Origin of the sequence: Cellulomonas sp. C5510, assembly GCF_019797765.1 — a bacterium.
Classification (GTDB): domain Bacteria; phylum Actinomycetota; class Actinomycetes; order Actinomycetales; family Cellulomonadaceae; genus Cellulomonas.
The window spans coordinates 2,898,454-2,919,064 of record NZ_CP081862.1 but is presented as its reverse complement, the minus strand read 5'-3'; the positions used below and the strand labels follow the sequence as shown (position 1 = coordinate 2,919,064).

The 20,611-nt window shown below is 73.4% G+C and carries 16 protein-coding genes; 7 read left to right on the top strand and 9 right to left on the bottom strand.

The annotated features are described in order from the left end of the window. Nucleotides 1–8 precede the first annotated feature (8 nt). Nucleotides 9–611 (bottom strand): GtrA family protein, encoded by a 603-nt coding sequence (locus K5O09_RS13400; protein WP_255595436.1) that lies wholly within the window; start codon nucleotides 609–611, stop codon nucleotides 9–11. A gap of 138 nt (nucleotides 612–749) precedes the next feature. On the opposite strand from K5O09_RS13400, the gene K5O09_RS13395 reads away from it, so the two are divergent. The 3 genes from K5O09_RS13395 (at nucleotide 750) to K5O09_RS13385 (ending at nucleotide 3,835) form a co-directional block, all read left to right on the top strand. After that, nucleotides 750–1,913, top strand: coding sequence for a 5-(carboxyamino)imidazole ribonucleotide synthase (locus K5O09_RS13395; protein ID WP_222170001.1), 1,164 nt, complete (start codon nucleotides 750–752; stop codon nucleotides 1,911–1,913). A gap of 42 nt (nucleotides 1,914–1,955) precedes the next feature. Further along, nucleotides 1,956–2,495: a 5-(carboxyamino)imidazole ribonucleotide mutase gene (purE, locus tag K5O09_RS13390; protein WP_222170000.1), complete on the top strand. Its 540-nt coding sequence runs from the start codon at nucleotides 1,956–1,958 to the stop codon at nucleotides 2,493–2,495. A 116-nt stretch (nucleotides 2,496–2,611) separates the two neighbouring features. Further along, nucleotides 2,612–3,835 (top strand): acyltransferase, encoded by a 1,224-nt coding sequence (locus K5O09_RS13385; protein WP_222169999.1) that lies wholly within the window; start codon nucleotides 2,612–2,614, stop codon nucleotides 3,833–3,835. Here the strand turns inward: K5O09_RS13385 and K5O09_RS13380 are convergent. From K5O09_RS13380 to rfbB, 3 genes are all read right to left on the bottom strand, one after another. Further along, nucleotides 3,757–5,265 carry an LCP family protein gene (locus tag K5O09_RS13380; RefSeq protein ID WP_255595433.1) on the bottom strand — a complete coding sequence of 503 codons (1,509 nt, stop codon included), beginning with the start codon at nucleotides 5,263–5,265 and terminating at the stop codon, nucleotides 3,757–3,759. The genes K5O09_RS13385 and K5O09_RS13380 overlap by 79 nt on opposite strands. Before the next feature lie 2 nt (nucleotides 5,266–5,267). Beyond that, on the bottom strand, nucleotides 5,268–6,668 hold the full coding sequence (locus K5O09_RS13375) for an LCP family protein (protein WP_255595431.1): 1,401 nt from the start codon (nucleotides 6,666–6,668) through the stop codon (nucleotides 5,268–5,270). Between the two features lie 168 nt (nucleotides 6,669–6,836). Next, on the bottom strand, nucleotides 6,837–7,832 hold the full coding sequence (gene rfbB, locus K5O09_RS13370; protein WP_222169998.1) for a dTDP-glucose 4,6-dehydratase: 996 nt from the start codon (nucleotides 7,830–7,832) through the stop codon (nucleotides 6,837–6,839). A 208-nt stretch (nucleotides 7,833–8,040) separates the two neighbouring features. Here rfbB and K5O09_RS13365 point away from each other — a divergent pair, with 208 nt between their 5' ends. Together K5O09_RS13365 and K5O09_RS13360 are read left to right on the top strand one after the other, a co-directional pair. Further along, a complete protein-coding gene (locus tag K5O09_RS13365; RefSeq protein ID WP_222169997.1) occupies nucleotides 8,041–10,260 on the top strand; it encodes a DUF4214 domain-containing protein in 2,220 nt (739 codons plus the stop codon). Nucleotides 10,261–10,273: 13 nt separating this feature from the next. Next, nucleotides 10,274–12,142 carry a DUF4214 domain-containing protein gene (locus K5O09_RS13360; protein WP_222169996.1) on the top strand — a complete coding sequence of 623 codons (1,869 nt, stop codon included), beginning with the start codon at nucleotides 10,274–10,276 and terminating at the stop codon, nucleotides 12,140–12,142. Nucleotides 12,143–12,202: 60 nt separating this feature from the next. Here the strand turns inward: K5O09_RS13360 and K5O09_RS13355 are convergent, their stop codons facing one another. Genes K5O09_RS13355 through K5O09_RS13335 form a run of 5 tightly spaced genes read right to left on the bottom strand, consistent with a single transcriptional unit; the run spans nucleotide 12,203 to nucleotide 18,514 of the window. Continuing rightward, entirely contained in the window at nucleotides 12,203–13,405 is a 1,203-nt protein-coding gene (locus tag K5O09_RS13355) for an ABC transporter ATP-binding protein (RefSeq protein ID WP_222169995.1), read from the bottom strand. Continuing rightward, the gene (locus K5O09_RS13350; protein ID WP_222169994.1) at nucleotides 13,405–14,361 is read right to left on the bottom strand and encodes an ABC transporter permease; all 957 of its coding nucleotides are present in this window, start codon (nucleotides 14,359–14,361) and stop codon (nucleotides 13,405–13,407) included. The genes K5O09_RS13355 and K5O09_RS13350 overlap by 1 nt, the downstream gene beginning before the upstream one ends. Nucleotides 14,362–14,412: 51 nt before the next feature. Beyond that, nucleotides 14,413–16,026 carry a glycosyltransferase gene (locus tag K5O09_RS19445; protein ID WP_222169993.1) on the bottom strand — a complete coding sequence of 538 codons (1,614 nt, stop codon included), beginning with the start codon at nucleotides 16,024–16,026 and terminating at the stop codon, nucleotides 14,413–14,415. Further along, nucleotides 16,023–17,567 (bottom strand): glycosyltransferase, encoded by a 1,545-nt coding sequence (locus K5O09_RS13340; RefSeq protein WP_222169992.1) that lies wholly within the window; start codon nucleotides 17,565–17,567, stop codon nucleotides 16,023–16,025. The genes K5O09_RS19445 and K5O09_RS13340 overlap by 4 nt, the downstream gene beginning before the upstream one ends. Further along, entirely contained in the window at nucleotides 17,564–18,514 is a 951-nt protein-coding gene (locus tag K5O09_RS13335; protein ID WP_222169991.1) for an FkbM family methyltransferase, read from the bottom strand. Before K5O09_RS13335 ends, K5O09_RS13340 begins: the two co-directional genes overlap by 4 nt. Before the next feature lie 126 nt (nucleotides 18,515–18,640). On the opposite strand from K5O09_RS13335, the gene K5O09_RS13330 reads away from it, so the two are divergent. Then, nucleotides 18,641–19,627 carry a GDP-mannose 4,6-dehydratase gene (locus K5O09_RS13330; protein ID WP_222169990.1) on the top strand — a complete coding sequence of 329 codons (987 nt, stop codon included), beginning with the start codon at nucleotides 18,641–18,643 and terminating at the stop codon, nucleotides 19,625–19,627. Nucleotides 19,628–19,631: 4 nt separating this feature from the next. Beyond that, entirely contained in the window at nucleotides 19,632–20,603 is a 972-nt protein-coding gene (locus tag K5O09_RS13325) for a GDP-mannose 4,6-dehydratase (RefSeq protein WP_222169989.1), read from the top strand. The last annotated feature ends 8 nt before the right edge of the window (nucleotides 20,604–20,611 follow it).

The following is a 20,611-nucleotide window of genomic DNA, read 5'->3' as shown; positions in this document are numbered from 1 at the left end:
CGCCCGGACTACGCGGGTTCCGCGTCCCGGCCGGCGCGCGGGTACGGCACCGTACCGAGCGGCACGACATGCTGCTCGTGCTCGCGCGCCTCGTGCCCCACCTCGGCGAGCGCGACCGGGAGGGTCGCCGTGCCCGTGAACACGAACAGCTTGTAGCCGACGTACCGCCCGATGGTGCCCAGGGCGATGCCGGCCACGTTCGCGACGTTGTCAGCGAACGGGCCGGTGAGCCCCAGCACGTAGTGCGAGAACGCCAGCGACCCGACGGTCAGCCCGATGCCGACCACGTTGATGAGCGCGAACAGCACGAACTCCCGGCCCCGCCGCGCCGTGCGCTGGTCGGCGAACGTCCAGTGCCGGCTGCCGATCCAGGACACCAGCGTCGCGAGGAGCACCGCCACGATGCGGGCGGTGAGCGGCTTGCCGTGCAGCACGTCGACCGGCCCGAAGCGCAGCAGGTTGTAGGTGCCCATGTCCACGACGAACGCCACCGTGCCGACCGACCCGAACCGCGCGAGCTCCAGCGCACGCGCCCGCAGGCCGTCGCGCCAGCCGCGGTCCCCGGGTGCGCGCCGGGGCGCCACGACGCCCGGCGCGCTGGAGGAGGTCACCGGGACACGGTAGTCCCCGCGGCTGGGGGCCCGCTGTACGTCGGCGGTCGGGACGACGTCGCCGAGGGCGCCCGGCCGGTCCTCCCCGCGCTGGTCGCTCCGGGTCCGCCGCCCGCGGGTCGGTTAGGCTCCACGCTCGTGGCAGCACCCGTGGTGGCAGTGGTCGGTGGCGGTCAGCTCGCGCGCATGATGGCGCCGGCGGCGACCGCGTTGGGGCTCCACCTGCGGGTGCTGGTCGAGGACGCCGCGTCGTCGGCGGCGCAGGTCGTCGTGGACGCCCCGGTCGGCGCGGCCGCGGACCCGGTGGCCGTCGAGGCGCTGGTCGCGGGGGCGGACGCCCTGACCTTCGAGCACGAGCACGTGCCCGGTGGCCTGCTCACGGAGCTGGTGGACCGCGGCGTGGCCGTGCGGCCCGGCCCGGACGCGCTGGTGCACGCGCAGGACAAGATCGTCATGCGGACGCGGCTGACGGGGCTCGGCGTGCCGTGCCCCCGCTGGGCGGCCGTGGGCTCCCGCGACGACCTGGCGGCGTTCCTCGCGGCGGGCGACGGCGCCGCGGTCGTGAAGACCGCGCGCGGCGGCTACGACGGCAAGGGCGTGCGCGTGGTGCGGGACGCCGGCGGGGCGGACGACTGGCTGGCCGCGGCGGCCGACGGGACCGGGGCGCCGCTGCTGGCGGAGGAGCGGGTGCCGTTCACGCGCGAGCTGGCGGCCCTGGTCGCCCGCGCCCCGTCCGGCGAGGTCCGCACGTGGCCGGTCGTCGAGTCGGTCCAGGTCGACGGGGTCTGCTCCGAGGTGGTCGCGCCGGCGCCCGGGCTGGACCCGCGCACCGCCGCCGAGGCCGAGGGCATCGCCCGCGCGGTGGCCGAGGGCCTGGACGTCACGGGCGTGCTCGCCGTCGAGCTGTTCGAGGTGCCGGACCCCGACGGCGGCGCCCCGCGGGTGCTCGTGAACGAGCTCGCGATGCGGCCCCACAACTCCGGGCACTGGACCATCGACGGCGCCGTCACGAGCCAGTTCGAGCAGCACCTGCGCGCGGTCCTCGACCTGCCGCTCGGCTCGACGGAGGCCCGCGCGCCCTGGACCGTCATGGCGAACGTCCTCGGCAGCAGCCGGGAGGTCCTCACGGACGGGCTGGCCGAGGTGGCCGCCCTCGACCCCGGTGCCAAGGTGCACCTGTACGGCAAGGGCGTGCGCCCCGGCCGCAAGCTCGGCCACGTCACGGTGACCGGCGACGACCTGGACGACGTCCGCCGCAGGGCCGCCGCCGCCGCAGCCGTGCTGCGCGGCGACACCGCCTGACGACCCGCGAACCCGACCCGCAGCAGCACCCCGGAGGTGGAGATGGACCCGCTCGTCGGCATCGTCATGGGCTCGGACTCGGACTGGCCCGTCATGGAGGCCGCGGCGCAGGCGCTCGCGGAGCTCGAGGTGCCGGTGGAGGTCGACGTCGTGTCGGCCCACCGCCAGCCGGACAAGATGGTCGCGTACGGCCGCGGGGCGGCGGACCGCGGCCTGCGGGTGGTCGTCGCCGGTGCGGGCGGCGCCGCCCACCTGCCCGGCATGCTCGCCGCGGTGACACCGCTGCCCGTGGTGGGCGTCCCGGTGCCGCTGTCCCGGCTGGACGGCCTGGACTCGCTGCTGTCGATCGTCCAGATGCCCGCGGGCGTGCCGGTCGCGACCGTCTCCATCGGCGGCGCGCGCAACGCCGGCCTGCTCGCGGCGCGCATCATCGGGTCGGGCACCGACGAGACCGCGCGCCGGGTCGCTGCGGCCATGCGCGCGTTCCAGGACGACCTGCGGGCGCAGGCCGACGCCAAGGGGGAGCGGCTGCGCGCCCAGCACGGCGACGGGCGCCGGCCGGCCGTGGGCTTCGGGGGCTGACCGGCGCGGGACCGCGCGGGGACCGTCGTCGGGCCGCGTGAAGGTCTCGTCGAGAACCCCCGGGTCGCCGCCTGCTCGACGGGCGGACGCGCGCACCCCCGCCTAGCGTCGAGCGGGTGACGACCACCGCGCCGGCCCGGACCCACGCCCCCGCCGCCCCGTCGCCCGCCGTCCCCGGACGCGGCTCGCGGCTCGCGGCGCTCGACGGGCTGCGCTTCCTCGCCGCCGCGGGTGTGCTGGCCTACCACTTCACGACCCGGGAGACCGACGCCTGGGGCAGGGACCTCGCCGAGGTCGCACCCGCCGTGTCCTCCTGGGCCGTCTACGCCTCCCTCGGGCCCGAGCTGTTCTTCGTGATCAGCGGCTTCGTCATCCTCATGACCGCCTGGGGCCGCTCCGTGCCGGACATCGTCGGCTCCCGCGTCGGTCGCCTGTACCCGGCGTACTGGGTCGCGGTCCTGGCGACCGGGGCCCTGCTGCTGCTGATCTGGCCCGGCAAGGAGGTCACCGGCGGCCAGGTGCTGGTGAACCTGACGCTGCTGCAGAGCCTCGTCGACGTCAACCACGTCGACGGCGTCTACTGGACGCTGTGGGTGGAGCTGCGGTTCTACCTGCTGATCGCGCTGTTCGCCGCCTTCGGGATCACCCGCCGACGGGTGCTGTGGTTCGCGGCGCTGTGGCCGGCGGCCGCGATGCTCGCCCGGGCCGCGGGCCTCACGGACGCGGTCGTGTGGCTGGTCGCGCCGTACGCGCCGCTGTTCGCAGCCGGGATGGTGCTGTACGTCATCCACCGCACGGGACACGCCCTCGTGCCGTGGCTGCTGGTCGCGGGCAACGCGGCCCTGGCCACCGCCGCGCTGGTCCCGGCACGCATGGCCTCGCTCGGCGAGAACTCCGTCGTCGCGCCGCGCCCCGCGCTGCTCACCGTCACGCTGCTCGGCTGCGTCGCGCTGGTCGCGCTGGTGGCGTTGACGCCCGTCGCCCGCTGGCGCTGGGCGGGCCTGACGGCGGCGGGCGCGTTGACGTACCCGCTGTACCTGACGCACGAGTACTGGGGGCTGTGGGTCGTGCACCTGCTGTCCGGGCGCGTCCCCGTGTGGGCCGTGCTCACGGCCGCGACCGCACTGTCGCTGGTGCTGGCGTGGCTGGTGCACCGGTTCGTGGAGAAGCCCGTCGGCCCGCGCCTGCGCCGGACCACGACAGCGGCGTGCGAGCGGCTGCGGGACCGCGTCGTGGCGGCCGCCGGCGCCGTGCGGTCGGGCTACGAGGCGGGCACCCCGCCGACGACGCCCGGCGGCAGGGAGCCGTCGCGGATGCCCGCGAAGAACGCCGGGGTCTGATCGGGGTCGAGCAGCACGGTCGACCCGATGCCGCCGGGCCGGTAGTCCATGCTCGCGATGGGCGGCGTGCCGGTGATCCCGTCGGGACCGGACGCCGAGCGGAACGCCAGCGCGAGACGTCCCAGGTCGACCACACCGGTGCCCTCGCTCGCGGTGAGCGCCCCGGTCCCGGCGTCGACCAGCGCCACCTGCTTGCCGGGCTGGAGCAGCAGCGACGGGTCCTCCGCCTTCGACGCCACGGCCGAGATGAGCTGGCGCTGGCGCATGCCACGGCCGATGTCGCCGGACGGGTCCGCGTAGCGCATCCGGGAGAACGCCAGGGCCTGCACGCCGTCGACGGTCTTGCAGCCGGGCGCGTCCCAGACGAGGCCCGACTTCGGCTCGTTGACGGGGAACGTGATGCCGGTACTGCCGTCCAGGCACAGGTCCACGCCGCCGACCGCGTCGACGAGCTGCTCGACCCCGCCGAAACCGACCTCGACGTAGTGGTCGACCGTCAGGCCCGTCAGCTGCTCGACGGTCTGCACCAGCAGGGGCGCGCCGCCCCAGGAGTACGCCGCGTTCAGCTTGCTCGGGCCCTGACCGGGGATCTCGACGTACGTGTCACGGGGCAGCGAGATGAGTGCCGCCGGCCCTGACTCTGGCACCTGCAGCAGCAGGATCGTGTCCGTGCGGGCGCCGACCGTCTCGGAGTCCTCGATCGCGCCGTCCTCGCGGGAGTCCGAGCCCGACAGCAGGTAGGTGGTCCCCGGGGTGCCGGCCGCACCGGACAGCGCGTCGACGTGCTTGACCTTGCCGTCGGCCCACAGGACGAGCCCGACCGGCCAGGCGACGAGCAGCAGCAGCACGAGGACCGTGACGAGGGCGATCACGCGGCCGCGGCGCCGGCGGCGGGGTGCCGGCGGGGCGGCGGGGTCGGGCGCGCCGGGACCGGCGGGACCGGTCGACCCCGCGGGACGGGCGCTGCCCGGCCCGGCGGGCGCGCTGCGGCGTGCGGGCCGGTCGCCGGCGCCGAGCGGGACGGCGGACGAGCCCTCGCGGACGGACGAGCGGGCCGGGCCGGGGCGCCCGGGCGCGGCGTCGGGGCGCGCGCCCGCGACGGGGGTCCCGTCGGGGTTGCGACCCGACACGCGCACCGGGCGCGGCGCGTCGTCGGCGGGCCGGGCACCGCCCGGGCTGAACGCAGCCGGGCCTCCCGCGGGTGACGCGCCGGGGCCCCGCTCGGCGCGCCCCGCGGCGGGGCGGCCGGGCGCGGCGGGACGGCTCGGGCGTTGCCCGGAGGTCCGGGACGGCGCCGCGGGGCGCTCCGGCGGCGGGCCGACGGGCACGGCGCCGTCGGCGGACGGCCGCCGGCCGCCGCCCGCCGGCGAGAAGCTCGGCGGGGTGCCGCGACCGGCGTCGCGGGGGTTGCGGTCCTCGGGGCGTGCCACGGTCAGCCGCAGACGGCGGTGACGTCGTTGGCGGAGAACGCCTCCTTGCCGGCCTCACGGGTCTCGACCGGGTCCGGCGTGGGGGAGGAGGGCGTCTGCGGCTGCTCGGTGCCGGTCCCCGTGCCGGGATCCGTGCCGGGATCCGTGCCGGTGCCGGTGCCGGTGCCGGGGTCGGTGCCGGTGCCGGGATCCGTGCCGGTGCCGGTGTCCGTGCCGGTCCCGGGGTCGGCGCCGGTGTCCGTGCCGGTCCCGGGGTCGGCACCGGTGTCCGTGCCGGGGTCGGTGCCCGGGTCCTGGCTGCTCCCGGTCAGCATCGGCTGGTCGGCGGCGACGTTGGCCCAGATCGTGTCGGCCTCGGAGGTCCACACCACCCGGTTCGGGTCGCTCGGGGCCGCGGCGAACGGGATCGTCATGAAAGAGATGTTCGCAGCCGAGGTGTTCCGCAGGCTGTAGGCGAGCCCGGCCATGTCGGAGATCGAGCTGAAGCCGCTGTCGATCGACAGGGACTCCGTGGCGGAGTCGAGGAACCGGATGAGCTGCGTGATGTCGGTGAGCAGGTTCTTGCCGAGCACCTCGCGCACCACGGACGCGAGCAGCTCCTGCTGCCGGCCGAGCCGGTTGGTGTCCGACCCGTCGCCGACGCCGACGCCGGTGCGCGCCCGCGCGAACGCGAGCGCCTGCGTGCCGTCGAGGGTCTGGTTCCCGGCGTTCAGGTAGAGCCCGGCCTTCGGGGCGGACATCTCGTTCGGGATGCACATCGGCACCCCGCCGATGGCGTCGACCATCTTGGTGAAGCCCGCGAAGTCCACCACGACGAAGTGGTCGATGCGGACGCCGGTGTTCGCCTGCACGGTGTTGACGGTGCAGGCTGCGGCCGAGGCGATGTCACCGCCGTTGTCCGCACCGATCGAGAACGCGGAGTTGAACATCGCGTTGTTCTGCGCGTACGTCGTCGACCCGTCGCTCATGGTGCAGGCGGGGATGTCGACCAGGGAGTCGCGGGGGATCGAGATGAGCTCCACCCGGCTGCGGTCGGCGGCGATGTGGGCGACGATGGTGGTGTCCGAGCGCATGCCGCCGACGTATCCGCCGATCGCCTCGTTCTCGCCGTCGCGCTCGTCCGAGCCCATCAGCAGGATGTTGACGTCGCGGCCGGCGTTCGGGTCGTCCGGGTCGGCGGGGCCCGTGGCGGTGGGCTGCGGCATCGCGGAGATGAGGCCGGACGCGTCGATCGTCTCGATGTTGCTGTTCAGCCGCACGTAGAGCGCGGCCGCGCCGGAGGCGCCGAAGCAGAGCACCGCCACCACCGTCAGGGCGACGCCCCGCAGCACGCCGTGGCTGCGCCGGGGGCGGCCGTGCCGGACGACGCGCGGGCGTGCGGGAGCGGCGTGGCGGGAGGTCACGGGGACGAGCATAGGAGCGCGGATCCGTGACCCGGCGCACCCTCGGGGCGTGCGGCGTGGAGGATTCGTGCAGATGGACCGACTCCCGGCGCGCCTCGCATGCACGACGGCCGCCCCCCCCGCGCGGGGGAGGACGGCCGTCGGGGCACGTCCGGGAGGCGGCGCGCGTCAGCGCCCGAGCTGGGCGTACTTCGCCTCGGTGGCGTCCTTCTGCGGCCGCCACCAGGCCTCGTTCGCGCGGTACCAGTCGATCGTCGCGGCCAGGCCGTCGCGGAACGTCGTGTACCGCGGCTGCCAGCCGAGCTCGGTGCGGAGCTTCGTCGAGTCGATCGCGTACCGCAGGTCGTGGCCGGGGCGGTCGCTGACCAGGTCGTACGCGTCGGGGGACTGGCCCATGAGCTCGAGGATGAGCTCGACGACGGCCTTGTTGTTCTCCTCGCCGTCGGCGCCGATGAGGTAGGTCTCGCCGGTGCGGCCCTTCGTGATGATGTCCCACACCGCGGAGTTGTGGTCCTCGACGTGGATCCAGTCGCGGACGTTCTCGCCCGTGCCGTACAGCTTGGGGCGGATGCCGTCGACGACGTTGGTGATCTGCCGCGGGATGAACTTCTCGACGTGCTGGTACGGCCCGTAGTTGTTCGAGCAGTTCGAGATGGTCGCGCGCACCCCGAACGACCGCGCCCACGCGCGCACCAGCAGGTCGGACGACGCCTTGGTCGACGAGTACGGGCTCGACGGGTTGTACGGGGTGTCCGGCGTGAACTTCGCCGGGTCGTCCAGCTCCAGGTCGCCGTAGACCTCGTCGGTGGAGATGTGGTGGTAGCGCACGTCGTACCGCCGCACGGCCTCGAGCAGCGTGTACGTGCCGATGACGTTCGTGTGCACGAACGGCCACGGGTCGTGCAGCGAGTTGTCGTTGTGCGACTCGGCGGCGAAGTGCACGACGACGTCGGTGTTCTTCACGAGGTCGTCGACGATGTCGTGGTCCGTGATGCTGCCCTTGGCGAACGTCACCTTGTCCCACACGGGGGCCAGGCTCTTCTCGTCGCCCGCGTAGGTCAGCGCGTCGAGCACGGTGACCTCGACCTCCGGGTGCTCGCGCACCACCTGGTGGACGAAGTTGGAGCCGATGAATCCGGCTCCGCCGGTGACGAGCATGCGCACGGGAAGGACCTCCGGGACGGGTGCGGGGCGACGTGCCATCGTACCGAGTCGCGGCCCGGGCGGGGGTGTGCTCCGCAGATCGGCGCGATCCCCGTCCTTTCTCTGCGGCATGTGGGCAAAACGGACATTCACCGCGCGGTTCCTTGACTCGCTGTCAATGCTGTCTGAGGGTGCCAGAGCACGTCTCCAGCCGATGTCAGGACCTGTCATGATCTTGCGTTTTCTTCTCGCCTTCTCCGTGGTCGTCACGGGGGCAGGGCTCGGCGTGCCACCCGATTCCTCCGCGTCCGCCGTCCTCGGCACCGCGGCCGCGGCGGAGCCCGCAGCCGTCGACGCCGACACCGCACAGGCCGCGCAGCCTGCCGCGGTCGGCTCGGCGGCGGGAACCGACCCGGATCTCACCGTCTCGAGCGCGACGCTCGTGGTGGCCTCGGCTGCGGACGCCGAGCGCGCGACCGCCGCGACGCTCGGGCTGGACGCGGCCACCACGGACGGGTCGTCCGCCACGCCCGACGACGCGGCACCCGGCCCAGCCGCGCCGGCGAGGCCGACGCCGTCCGCGTCACCCGCGCCGTCGGCCTCTCCCGAACCGTCCGCGTCACCGACGGGGACGGCCGTCCCGGACCCCTCCCCGGAGGCTGCCCGTGCCGAGGGGACAGCACGCGCGGCGGGGACGCCGGAGGCGGCCCGCGTGACGGAGGACGAGGCGGCCGACGCCGCTACCGTCGACCCGGACGCGGAGCCCGTCGTCGCGGACGGGCTCACGGCGGAGGACCGCGTCGTCACGCCGGCCGTCGAGACCGCCGACGTCCAGACGATCGGCGTGACCTGGCCGCAGGACGCCGACGGGACCGAGCTGGTTCCGCAGGTCCGCACCCGCGTCGGTGACGAGTGGTCCGGGTGGTCGGAGATGGAGGTCGGCGACTCGGCCCCCGACGCCGGGACCGCGGACGCCGCGGCGGCGGCGCGTGGCGGCACCGACTCGTTCTGGATCGGCGACGTCGACGCGGTGCAGCTGTCGTTCGCCGCGACGGCCACCGGCGGCCCCGACGACCTGGACCTCACGCTCGTCGGCTCCGACCTGGTGGAGCCGGGGTCCGCGACCGCGGTGCAGGACGCCTCGAGCACCGGCGACGCGGTGTTCCGCACGGCGCTCGCCACCACGGGGACCGCCGATGTCGTGCAGACCGCCGCGGCACCTGGCGTCATCACCCGGGCGCAGTGGGGCGCACGCGCGCCGGTGTGCACACCCGACACGGCGAGCACGCTGGTCGGTGCGGTGGTGCACCACACGGCGGGCAGCAACTCCTACAGCTCGGTCGCCGCGGCGATGCAGCAGATCAGGAACGACCAGGCGTACCACATCGACGGTCGCAAGTGGTGCGACATCGGCTACAACTTCATCGTCGACAAGTGGGGGAACATCTACGAGGGCCGCGTCAACAGCTCGATCGCACCCGTGATCGGCGTGCACGCCGGCGGGTTCAACACCGGCACGGTCGGCATCGCGATGCTGGGCACGTACAGCGCGGTGCCGTCGGCCGCGACGCAGGACGCGGTCGGGCGGGTCATCGGCTGGCGGCTCGGGCGCTACGGCGTCAACCCGCAGGGCTCGATGTCGTACTACACCGGCAACGGCGAGAACTCCCGCTACAAGAACACCACGGTGAGCCTGCCGCGGGTGTTCGGGCACCGTGACGTGTCCTACACGGCCTGCCCGGGCGACGGCGGCTACGCGGCACTGGGGAACATCCGCGCCGTGGCTGCGGCCAACCTCGTGTCCGCGATGCCCGCGGCCACCGCACGGGCTGTGGTGAAGGCGTTGTACCAGGATCTGCTGGGTCGGGCGCCGGACGCTGGGGGTCTGGCGTCGTGGTCGAACGCGTTGCAGTCCGGGCTCGGCCAGCCTGAGCTGGTCCGGGCGCTCACCGGCAGTGAGGAGTACGTGCGGTTGCGGGTGACGCAGGCGTACCAGGAGGTGCTGGGTCGGGCGCCGGAACCGTCGGGGTTGCAGTACTGGCGGGATCGGATCTTCTCGGGCCAGGCGACGGTGGATGACGTGAAGCGTCGGTTCTACGACTCGCAGGAGTACTACAACCGCTCGGGTGGGACGCCGGAGGGGTACGTCGACCTGCTGTACCAGACGATGTTCGAGCGGTCGGCGTCGGCGAGCGAGCGGTCGTACTGGTCGGGGCAGATCGGTGTGGTGGGCCGGTCGCGTGTGGTGGACTCGATCTGGTTCTCGACGGAGGCGGCGATGTGGCGGGCGGGGAAGTACTACGAGACGTTCCTGCGTCGTACGGCGGAGTGGAACGGTCGGGTGTACTGGGCCGGCATCCTGCAGAGCTCCGGCGAGGGCGCGATCCGCGAGGGCATCGCGGGCAGCACCGAGTACCGCAACCTGGCCGTGAAGAACTACCCCTCCTGAGGAACCGGATCCGATGACCACGCACTCCTGGGCGCGCCGTGCCGGCGCGCTGCTGCTCTCCGCCGCGCTCACGGCCGGTCTGACCGTGGCGGCGCTGCCCGTGACGGCGGCCCCGGCCGTCGCGGCCGACGCGACGCTCACCTTCACCGGCCACGGCTACGGTCACGGCCGCGGTATGGGCCAGTACGGGGCCTACGGGTACGCCGTGGACCATGGGTGGAGCTACCGCCAGATCCTGGACCACTTCTACGGTGGGACCACGCTGGCAGGTGACGCAGGAAACCCGACCGTGGCCGTCCAGCTCACGAGGTTCCCGACCACCGGTGACATCGTGCTCACGGGTCCCTCGTTGGCGGTGAACGGCGTGGCGGCGGGGACGGGGGCGGTACTCCTGCGGCGCGACGCCAGCAGAGGCACGTTCCAGGTCCTGCGCGGAGCGGACTGCGCCGGGACGACCGGATGGGCGGCGTGGACGACCGGCAACGCGTCGGGCGTCGCGGTGACCAGCTCCGCCAACCCTGCCGACCAGGCGAACCTGGTGCGCCTGTGTGAGCCGGGGTCGCTGACGACCACCGGCTATCGCGGCGCGATCACACTCGTGAACACCGGTAGCGGCCAGCAGGTGGTCAACCGCGTGACGATCGACGACTACCTCCGCAGCGTCGTACCGAGCGAGTCGCCGGCCGCGTGGGGCAACACCGAGCGCGGCATGCACGCACTGCGTGCGCAAGCGGTTGCCGCTCGGTCGTACGCGCTGTCCTCCAGCGGGACCATCTGCGACACGACGAGCTGCCAGGTCTACCGGGGTGCCTTCCAGCAGCCCGGCGGTGCGGGGCGGACGTCCTACGAGCAGGCAACCACCACGCGCGCCGTGACCGAGACCAGTGGACAGGTGCGCAGGTCCGGAAACGGGTCCATCGCTCGGACCGAGTTCAGCTCGTCGACGGGCGGCTGGAGCGCGGGAGGCACGTTCCCCGCCGTCGAGGACCTCGGTGATGCCACCTCCTCGAACCCGAACCGGACCTGGACCGTGGGGATCCCGACCTCCACGGTGGCCGCGAAGCTCGGCGTGCCGTCGGTGGCCGGCATCGCCGTGACGGCACGCAACGGGCTCGGTCCCGACGGCGGTCGCGTCCGGACCGTCGTCGTCACGGCGCAGGGTGGGGCGACGTACAGCTTCACCGGCTCGCAGGTGCGCGCCGCCCTGGGGCTGAAGAGCGACTGGTTCAGCGTGTCGGGCGTGTCGGCCGGACAAGCGCAAGCTGTGGTGAAGGCGTTGTACCAGGATCTGCTGGGTCGGGCGCCGGACGCTGGGGGTCTGGCGTCGTGGTCGAACGCGTTGCAGTCCGGGCTCGGCCAGCCTGAGCTGGTCCGGGCGCTCACCGGCAGTGAGGAGTACGTGCGGTTGCGGGTGACGCAGGCGTACCAGGAGGTGCTGGGTCGGGCGCCGGAGGCGTCGGGGTTGCAGTACTGGCGGGATCGGATCTTCTCGGGCCAGGCGACGGTGGATGACGTGAAGCGTCGGTTCTACGACTCGCAGGAGTACTACAACCGCTCGGGTGGGACGCCGGAGGGGTACGTCGACCTGCTGTACCAGACGATGTTCGAGCGGTCGGCGTCGGCGAGCGAGCGGTCGTACTGGTCGGGGCAGATCGGTGTGGTGGGCCGGTCGCGTGTGGTGGACTCGATCTGGTTCTCGACGGAGGCGGCGATGTGGCGGGCGGGGAAGTACTACGAGACGTTCCTGCGTCGTACGGCGGAGTGGAACGGTCGGGTGTACTGGGCCGGCATCCTGCAGAGCTCCGGCGAGGGCGCGATCCGCGAGGGCATCGCGGGCAGCACCGAGTACCGCAACCTGGCCGTGAAGAACTACCCCTCCTGACACAGGGACGACGGAGGGGCACCGGCCGCCTGCCGGTGCCCCTCCGTCGTCCCTCGTGAGTCAGCTCGCGCGTCTCAGTGACGCGTCCAGCCGGACGTAGCCGATCTCGCGCCCGTCCGCGCCGACGGTCAGGCGAGCGGCCTCGCGCAGCCGGTGCAGCTCCGCGCCCGTCGGGCCCGCGATCGCCGCGTGCACGGTGTAGGAGCCCTCCCCGAGGTGGGTGGCGGGGATGGTGAAGTCGAACGTCCCTCGACCGCTCAGCGCGGGCATGGGCACACCCAGCAGCTTGCTGTTGGTGCCGAACACGCCCTGGCCGATCGAGGAGTCGAACCCGAAGCCCAGCACCCAGTCGTCGAGCCGCTCGTGGGCGTCGACGACGACCCGGACCTCCAGCGGCGAACCGGTGCTGATCTCCTCGACCGGCGTGCCGCGCTGCAGCAGCTGCACGGCGTGCACCTCGGCGCGCGGGCGCTCCTCGGGCACGTCCCCGGCCGCCGCCTGCTGCCTCTCGATCTCCGCGGCGCGGATCTGGTCGAACTCCGAGCGCAGCACGCGCAGGCCGTCGCGCGGCTCGCCGTCGGAGATGACGTTCCCGTGCTCCAGGACGACCGCCCGGTCGCAGATCTCGGCGACCTGGTCGAGGCCGTGCGTCACCAGGACGATCGTGCGTCCCTCGTGCTGGAACGTCTTGATGCGGTCCATGCACTTGCGCTGGAACGGCTCGTCGCCGACGGCCAGCACCTCGTCCACGAGGAGCACGTCCGGGTCGACGTGCACGGCGACGGCGAACGCGAGCCGCACGTACATGCCCGACGAGTAGAACTTCACCTGGGTGTCGATGAACGGCTCGATGCCGGAGAAGTCGACGATCGCGTCGAAGTACTTCTCGGTCTCCTGCGAGGAGAGGCCGAGGATCGAGGCGTTGAGGAAGACGTTCTCGCGTCCGGTGAGGTCGGGGTGGAACCCGGCGCCGAGCTCGAGCAGGGCCGCCATCCGGCCGCGCGTGCGCACCGTGCCGGACGTCGGCTGCAGGATGCCGCCGATCGTCTTGAGCAGGGTGGACTTGCCCGAGCCGTTGGGGCCGATCAGACCCACGGAGCTGCCGGACTCGATCTCGAGGTCGATGTTCCGCAGTGCCCAGAAGTCCTCCTTGTGGAGGTTGGAGCGGCCGAAGTTGACGATCCGCTCCTTGAGGGACTTCTCCTTGCGGATGACGAACCGCTTGGACACGTCCCGGACCTCGACGACGGTGGGGGTGCCCATCACAGCTCCTGCGCGAAGTTGCCCTGCAGGCGCGCGAACACGCGCTGCCCGATCAGGGTGAGGACGAGTCCGACGGCCAGCCAGATCCAGAGGCGGAGCTCCAGGTGGTCCGGCCACGGTTGGGGTGTCAGCAGCGCTGCCTGCTCCGGGGTCGCGCCCGGCGGGATGGGACCACCGTCGGCGGCCACCCAGAAGGTCTTCTGGAACCCCATGATCGCCACCGTCATCGGGTTCATCAGGTAGAGCTGCTTGAGGATCTCGCTGTCGACCTGGTTGTTGACCATCGACCACGCGTAGGCGATCGGCGACGCCCAGAAGAAGATCATGATGCCGATCTCGACCAGGTACGTGATGTCACGCAGGTAGACGTTCACCGCGGACAGCAGCAGCGACCAGCCGAGCGCCGTGACGACGATGACCGCGAGCGCGAGCGGCAGGTAGCCCCAGCGCGCTCCTGTCGGCATGTCGCCGACCAGGATCGTCGCGGCGAACAGGATGACGAGCTGGATCGCGAAGTTGAACAGCGCGGAGCCCATCGCCGCCAGCGGGAAGATCTCCCGCGGCAGGTACACCTTCTTGATGAGGCCGGAGTTGCCGACGATCGACGACGTGCCGGTCGAGACGGCCTCGGAGAACAGGCCCCACGCCGTCAGCCCCGTGTAGATGAAGATCGCGAAGTCGGGGATCGCCCGCGCGGCACCCAGGAACTTGCCGAGCGCGACGTAGTAGATCAGCAGCATCGCCAGGGGACGCATCAGGCTCCACACGAAGCCGAGCGCGCTGTCCTTGTACCGTGCCTTGAGCTCGCGGCGGATGAGCATGTCCAGCAGCTCGCGGTGGCGCCAGATGTCGGCCACCTGCCCGAACAGGCCTCGGGCGAACCCCGGCTTGGGACCGGTGGTCCGCAGCGGCTCGAGCTCCAGGCGCGCGGCCCTGCTGTCACTGATGGTGGTCATGCGATCCAAGCTCCCGGTGAGACGGCCGACCGCTGGATCGGCCCGGACAGACTACTCGTGCGCGGGGCCGGGCCCGACGCGGTCAGGTGCCGCTGTGCCGTGCAGGACGTCCCACACCTGCTCGGCGTAGTCCTCCCAGGACGTCTCAGGCACGGCGGCGGCCTCAGAGGCGAGACGCGCGTAGAGCTCCGGATCGGTCAGCAGCCGCTCCAGCCCGTCGGCCACGGAGTGGTCGTCGCGGGGATCGACGAGCAGGGCCCCGCCGTGGGCCGCGATCTCCCGCATGCTGCCGAAGTCGGAGGCGAGTGCCGGCGTGCCGGCGGCGATCGACTCCGCGACGGGCAGCCCGAAGCCCTCGTTCAGCGACGGGAACACCGAGCAGTGCGCGACCCGGTAGGCCGCCCACAGCAGCCGGTCGTCGAGCCGGCTGACGGCCTCCACGGGGCGACCGGCACCCTGGAGCTCCCCGAGCCGGCGGTTGAACGCGTCGCTGTTCCAGGAGTTCCCGCCGACGAACGTCACCGTGAACCGGTGCCCGCGCCGCCACAGCAGCTCAGCGGCGTGCAGCACGGCCAGGTGGTTCTTCCGCGGCTCGTGGCTGCCGACGCACAGCACCAGCGGCCACCCGGCCACCGTGAACCGGTCACGGGCCTCCGCGAGATCGGCGTCGGTCGGCATGGGAGCGTGCGCCGGCAGCTGCACGGCGGTGACCTGCGGACCGGTCAGCCCTGCCCCGCTCAGCATGCGCCGCCAGCCCTCGTACTCGGTGGCGGCCGCCCGCGAGATCGCGGCGACCGCGTCGAACTCGGCGACGGCGGCGAGGTTCAGCGCGAACACCGCCGCGAAGCCCTCCGCGGAGGTCTCGGCCGAGGTCACGGGCACCAGGTCGAACCCGATCACGCCGCACCGGGTGGGGGAGTGCTCGGCGAGCCCGTGCAGGGCGGCACAGCGCTGCGGCTGGATCGCGAGCTCAGGGAGCAGGTACGTGCCGCCCCAGGGCACCACCACCTGCACCGCCGTCGACCGGGCGCCGTCCTCCGGCGTCACCGTCGGCGGCGCGTCCAGCCCGTCCAGGGCGGCGTCCCGCTCCGCGTCGCTGAGCGCGCGCAGGGCGTCGAGCTCCGGCGTCCAGGCCACGGCCGTCACGTCGTGCCCGTCGCGCCACGCGCGCCCGACCTGCCGGGCGACACGCTGGATGCCGGTCCCGAGCGGGAACAGCACCAGGTCGCCCATGTCGACCAGGGTCCGGCCGTGGAGCACCTCGACCTCGCGACCCGCCGACGCCGCGGTCGTGGCGGCGCGGGCGGCGTCCAGCACCGCCTGCGGGCCGCCGGTGCGGGCGGCGCGCCGGGCCGCGACGACCTGCGCCGGCTCCGGCAGACGCCCGGAGAGCACCGCGAGCGCGAGCCAGATCCGGTCGTCCCCGGCCCCCGTCAGCAGACGGCGCAGGCGGGCGTCCGGGTCGAGGCCCGCGGCGGGGACACCGCCGGAGCCGTCGGCCTCGAGCGCGCGAACCAGCGTCGCGACACGGCGGGCCCACACGTCGGGGGGAGTCCGTCCCGGCCGGACGGGGGTGGGGGCGTGGGCCGGGCCCCGCAGCGCGCGGCGGGCGCGACCCGCGACCCGCCGGGCGAACGTGCGTGCGGTCGCGTCCGTGCCGCTCATGCCGCACCTCCCAGCAGCGTCGTCCACAGGTCGTCGGCGTATCCGTCCCAGGTGCGGGCTCTCCTCGCGCCTGCCTCCACGCGCAGGCGGGCGCGGAGCCCCGGCTCGGTCACCATGCGCCGCAGACCGGCCAGCACCTCGTCGTCGTCCCGGGGGTCGACGACCAGGCAGCCGCCGTCGGCCGCGATCTGGCCCTGGCTGCCGTACCTCGTGGTCAGCACCGGGGTGCCGCAGGCCAGCGACTCGGCGACGGGCAGGCCGTACCCCTCGTGCAGCGAGACGAACGCGGTGAAGGACGCCGTGCGGATCATGTCCCACATCTCCAGGTCGCCGACCCCGCGCCGCCAGGTCACCGGTCGCCCGGCGCGCTGGAGCCGCTCGATGGTCCGCACGGCCGCGGACGCGTCCAGGTCCCAGCCCGGCCCGCCGACCAGGCAGAGCTCGAAGTCGGCGCCCTCGTCCCACAGCCGCTCGGCGGCGTGCAGGAGGGCCGCGTGGTTCTTGTGCGGCTCCATCCGGCCGACGCTGAGCACCAGCGGCCTGGCGGGCTCGGTCCGCACGAAGCCGGGCGGGGGCTCGGGCACGGCGGTCGGGAGCGTCACCTCGTGCACGTCCGGCCCCGTGAGCCCCTGCGCCGCCAGCGCGTGCGCGAAGCCACGGAACTCCTCGGCGGCCGACCGGCTGATCCCGGCCATCCGCCTGATGTGCTTGACGGCCGTCAGGTACGTCACGAACCCGTTCGGCTCGCCGAGCGGGCGGATGTCGGCGCTGACCAGCGGGATGGCGTCGTACCCGATCCCGTCGACAGTCGTGCCGGAGAGCTCGGCGAGCGTCGCGATCCGGCCGCAGCGGGAGTCCGGGAGCGGTACCTCCAGCAGCACCAGGTTCGCGCGCCAGGGCAGCACGATCGGCTGCCGCGTCGCGTCCTCGTCCTCCGACTCGACGAGCCGCTGGGCCGACTCCGCCGCGTCGCGCCAGCGCAGCGCCCGCTCCGACTCGCGGTCGGTCAGGGTGCGCAGCGCGCCCGCCGTCTCTGTCCAGGCCGCGAAGGTCACCGGGTGGGCGCCGGCCCAGCGTCGGGCGACCTCGCGCGCGACGCGCTGGATGCCGTTGTGGAAGTCGAACCGGGCGCACATGTCGACGTCCGCGACCACGCCGGTGACCACGACCGCCTCCCGGTCGTGCCCGCGGAACGAGGTCGCGAGGACGTGGGCACGGTCGAGCAGTCTGAGCGTGACGCCCGTGAGGTCGTCCAGATCGAGGGCACGCTGCACGTCCCGCACGTCGTCGGACGAGGGGTAGGCGCCGGCCAGCGCGGCGAGCACGAGCCAGATCAGGTCCGTGCGCCGGGACCCGTCGACGTCGCGGTCACCGCGTCCGTCGCGCAGCCGCGCCACCAGCGCGGTCAGGCAGACGTCGGCGTCACGGGAGTCGTCCTCCAGCCGCGCGGGCGGGTCGGTCAGCACGGCCTCCGCCGCGGCGCGCAGGCGCTGCGCGAGCAGGGCAGTCGTGCGGGGGCCGCCCTCCGTGCCCGCCCTCACGCGGACCGCCCGCCGCGGCGGAGGGCGCGCAGCGGCGCGGTCACCCGCCACGACAGCGTCCGCCGCGTGGCGAGGAGCTCGGCCTCCAGCTGCGCCGCACGTGCGGCCTCCGCCGCAGCGCGTTCCGTGCTCAGGGTCGCGGCCTGCGCCCACCGGGTCAGCGCGGCCGTCCGCCACCGGACGGTCTCGGCCCCCGACGCGTCCAGGGCGCGCTGCTGGCGCTCGATGGTGTCGCGGCGCTGCCGGTCGGTGTCGGTGTCGTACTCGTCCAGCGGGCAGGCGGGGTAGGACAGCAGCTCGACCAGCTCGGGGTGGTCGGGCGAGGCGTAGAACCGGGACAACCCGTCGAACAGGCACGGCACCCAGCCGGCGGCCAGCACGGCGGGCTCCCACGCGTGGTGGGTCTGCTCGGTGCTGCGCGGAGCCGTCGACTCGACCACGAGGATCCAGGGCCGCCAGCGAGCAAGGTCGAACGAACGCAGCACCTCGGGCTCCGCGCCCTCGACGTCGACCGACACGAAGTGCAGGTCCCGACCGTCCCACCCGGCGTCCTCGAGGATACGGTCCAGGCTCCGGGCCGGGACGACCACATCGCGGCTCTCCCAGCCGTCACGCCCGTGGCGCGACGACACCTCGTCGACCAGGGTCGACAGCCCGGTGTCCTCGATGACGTGCAGCGTCACCGACTCCACGTCGCGGTCGGTGACGGCGGCCTCGACCAGGGTGTCCCGCGGCCGTTCGTCGCGGTGTGCGGCGGCGAAGTACGGCACGGGCTCGACCGTGATGCCGCTCCACCCCTGGTCGTAGAAGCCGCGCGTGAGGGAGAAGCGCCGGGGGTCGTTGGCCCCGACGTCGACGTAGCTGCCCCGCTCGACGTCCCGCAGGGCCCGCCGGAGCACGACGTCCTCGCGGTTCTGGGCGTACGACACGAACGTCTGCGCAGTCACCCGGGCATCCTAGGTGAACCCCCTCGGTGCCCGGGCGCCAGGTACAGGGATCTCGCGCCGTCAGCGGGCCTGCCGGGCCGATATGCTCGGACACCGCAACCTCCCGTCGACAGGAACCTGAGAGCCATGCCCCGCGCACTCATCACCGGCATCACCGGCCAGGACGGCCTCTACCTGAGCGAGCTGCTGCTCTCGAAGGGCTACGAGGTGTTCGGCCTCATCCGCGGCCAGAACAACCCGAAGCTCGAGCTGGTCCGCCGCACGGTGCCCGGGGTGAAGCTGCTCACCGGCGACCTCACCGACATGTCGAGCCTGATCCGCGCGCTCAACGCGTCGCAGCCGGACGAGGTGTACAACCTCGGCGCGATCTCGTTCGTCGCGTACTCGTGGGAGAACGCAGCGCTGACGAGCGACGTGACGGGCAAGGGCGTGCTCAACATCCTCGAGGCCGTGCGCCTGTACGCCGGCGAGGACGTGAGCAAGGTGCGCTTCTACCAGGCGTCGTCGTCCGAGATGTTCGGCAAGGTGCAGGAGGTCCCGCAGCGCGAGTCGACGCTGCTGTGGCCCCGCTCGCCGTACGGCGTGGCGAAGGTGTTCGGCCACTACATGACGATCAACTACCGCGAGTCGTACGGGATGCACGCCTCGTCGGGGATCCTGTTCAACCACGAGTCCCCGCGCCGCGGCCCGGAGTTCGTGACCCGCAAGGTCTCGCAGGCCGTCGCGCGCATCTCGCTCGGGCTGCAGGAGCACGTGACGCTGGGCAACCTCGACGCCAAGCGCGACTGGGGCTTCGCCGGCGACTACGTCGAGGCGATGTGGCGGATGCTGCAGCAGGACCAGGCCGACGACTACGTCGTCGCGACGGGGGAGACCCACTCGATCGGCGAGCTGCTCGACGCCGCGTTCGCGCACGTCGGCATCACCGACTGGGCCCCCCACGTGAAGCAGGACCCGGCGTTCATGCGCCCCGCGGAGGTCGACCTGCTGATCGGCGACCCGTCGAAGGCCAAGGACGTCCTCGGCTGGCAGCCGCAGGTCGGCTTCCAGCAGCTCGTCGGGATGATGGTCGAGAACGACCTGGCGGAGCAGCGCGCGCTCAGCGGGCGGTGAGCCGGTGACCACGACCTTCGTCACGGGCGTCACCGGTCAGGACGGCACGTACCTCCTCGAGCGCCTCCTCGAGGAGGGGACCGAGGTCCACGGGCTGGTGCGGCCGGGGGACGAGGCCGCGCCTGCGCTGCGGCGGCGGCACCCCGGGGTGGTGCTGCACGAGGGCGACCTCGGCGACCTCGACGCCCTGGCGGCGCTGGTCGCCGACGTCGCGCCCGACGAGGTCGTCAACCTCGCGGGCATCTCCTCGGTCGCGACGTCCTGGGCGGAGCCGGTGCTGACGGCGCGGCTCAGCGGGCTCGCGGTCACGGCGCTGCTCGAGTCCGCGTACCGGTTGCAGGAGTCCTCCGGCCGGCCGGTGCGGTTCCTCCAGGCGTCGAGCGCGGAGATCTTCGGCCAGCCGGAGGTCGAGCCGCAGGACGAGCGGACGCCGCTGCGTCCCGTGAACCCGTACGGGTCGGCGAAGGCGTTCGCCCACCACCAGACCGCCGTGTACCGCGGCCGTGGCCTGCACGCGGCGACCGTCATCCTGTTCAACCACGAGTCCCCGCTGCGCCCGACCACGTTCGTCACCCGCAAGATCACCGCCGCCGCGGCCGCGATCGGCCGGACCGGCGAGGGCGTGATCGCGCTGGGCAACCTGGACGCGCGCCGCGACTGGGGCTGGGCGCCGGACTACGTGGACGCGATGGTGCGGGCGCTGCGCCACGACGTCGCCGACGACTTCGTGGTGGCGACCGGGCGGACGCACTCGGTCCGCGACTTCGCCGAGGCGGCGCTGCGCCGCGCCGGCGTGGGGGACGACTGGGAGCGCTTCGTGACCACCGACCCCCGGTTCGTGCGGCCGGCGGACGCGTCGGTGCTGGTCGGCGACCCGAGCAAGGCGGAGCGCGAGCTGGGCTGGCGCCGCACGGTGGAGTTCGAGGAGGTCGTGGCACGCATGGTCGACCACGACCTGGAACTGGTAGAGGGCTGATCGAGAAC

What these genes read in the sequence shown, in the direction of transcription:
- K5O09_RS13360 (WP_222169996.1), top strand. Translation starts at nt 10,274, where the DNA reads ATGACCACGCACTCCTGGGCGCGCCGTGCCGGCGCGCTGCTGCTCTCC.
- K5O09_RS13365 (WP_222169997.1), top strand. Translation starts at nt 8,041, where the DNA reads ATGATCTTGCGTTTTCTTCTCGCCTTCTCCGTGGTCGTCACGGGGGCA.
- K5O09_RS13350 (WP_222169994.1), bottom strand. Translation starts at nt 14,361, where the DNA reads ATGACCACCATCAGTGACAGCAGGGCCGCGCGCCTGGAGCTCGAGCCG.
- K5O09_RS13355 (WP_222169995.1), bottom strand. Translation starts at nt 13,405, where the DNA reads ATGGGCACCCCCACCGTCGTCGAGGTCCGGGACGTGTCCAAGCGGTTC.
- K5O09_RS13330 (WP_222169990.1), top strand. Translation starts at nt 18,641, where the DNA reads ATGCCCCGCGCACTCATCACCGGCATCACCGGCCAGGACGGCCTCTAC.
- K5O09_RS19445 (WP_222169993.1), bottom strand. Translation starts at nt 16,026, where the DNA reads ATGAGCGGCACGGACGCGACCGCACGCACGTTCGCCCGGCGGGTCGCG.
- purE (WP_222170000.1), top strand. Translation starts at nt 1,956, where the DNA reads ATGGACCCGCTCGTCGGCATCGTCATGGGCTCGGACTCGGACTGGCCC.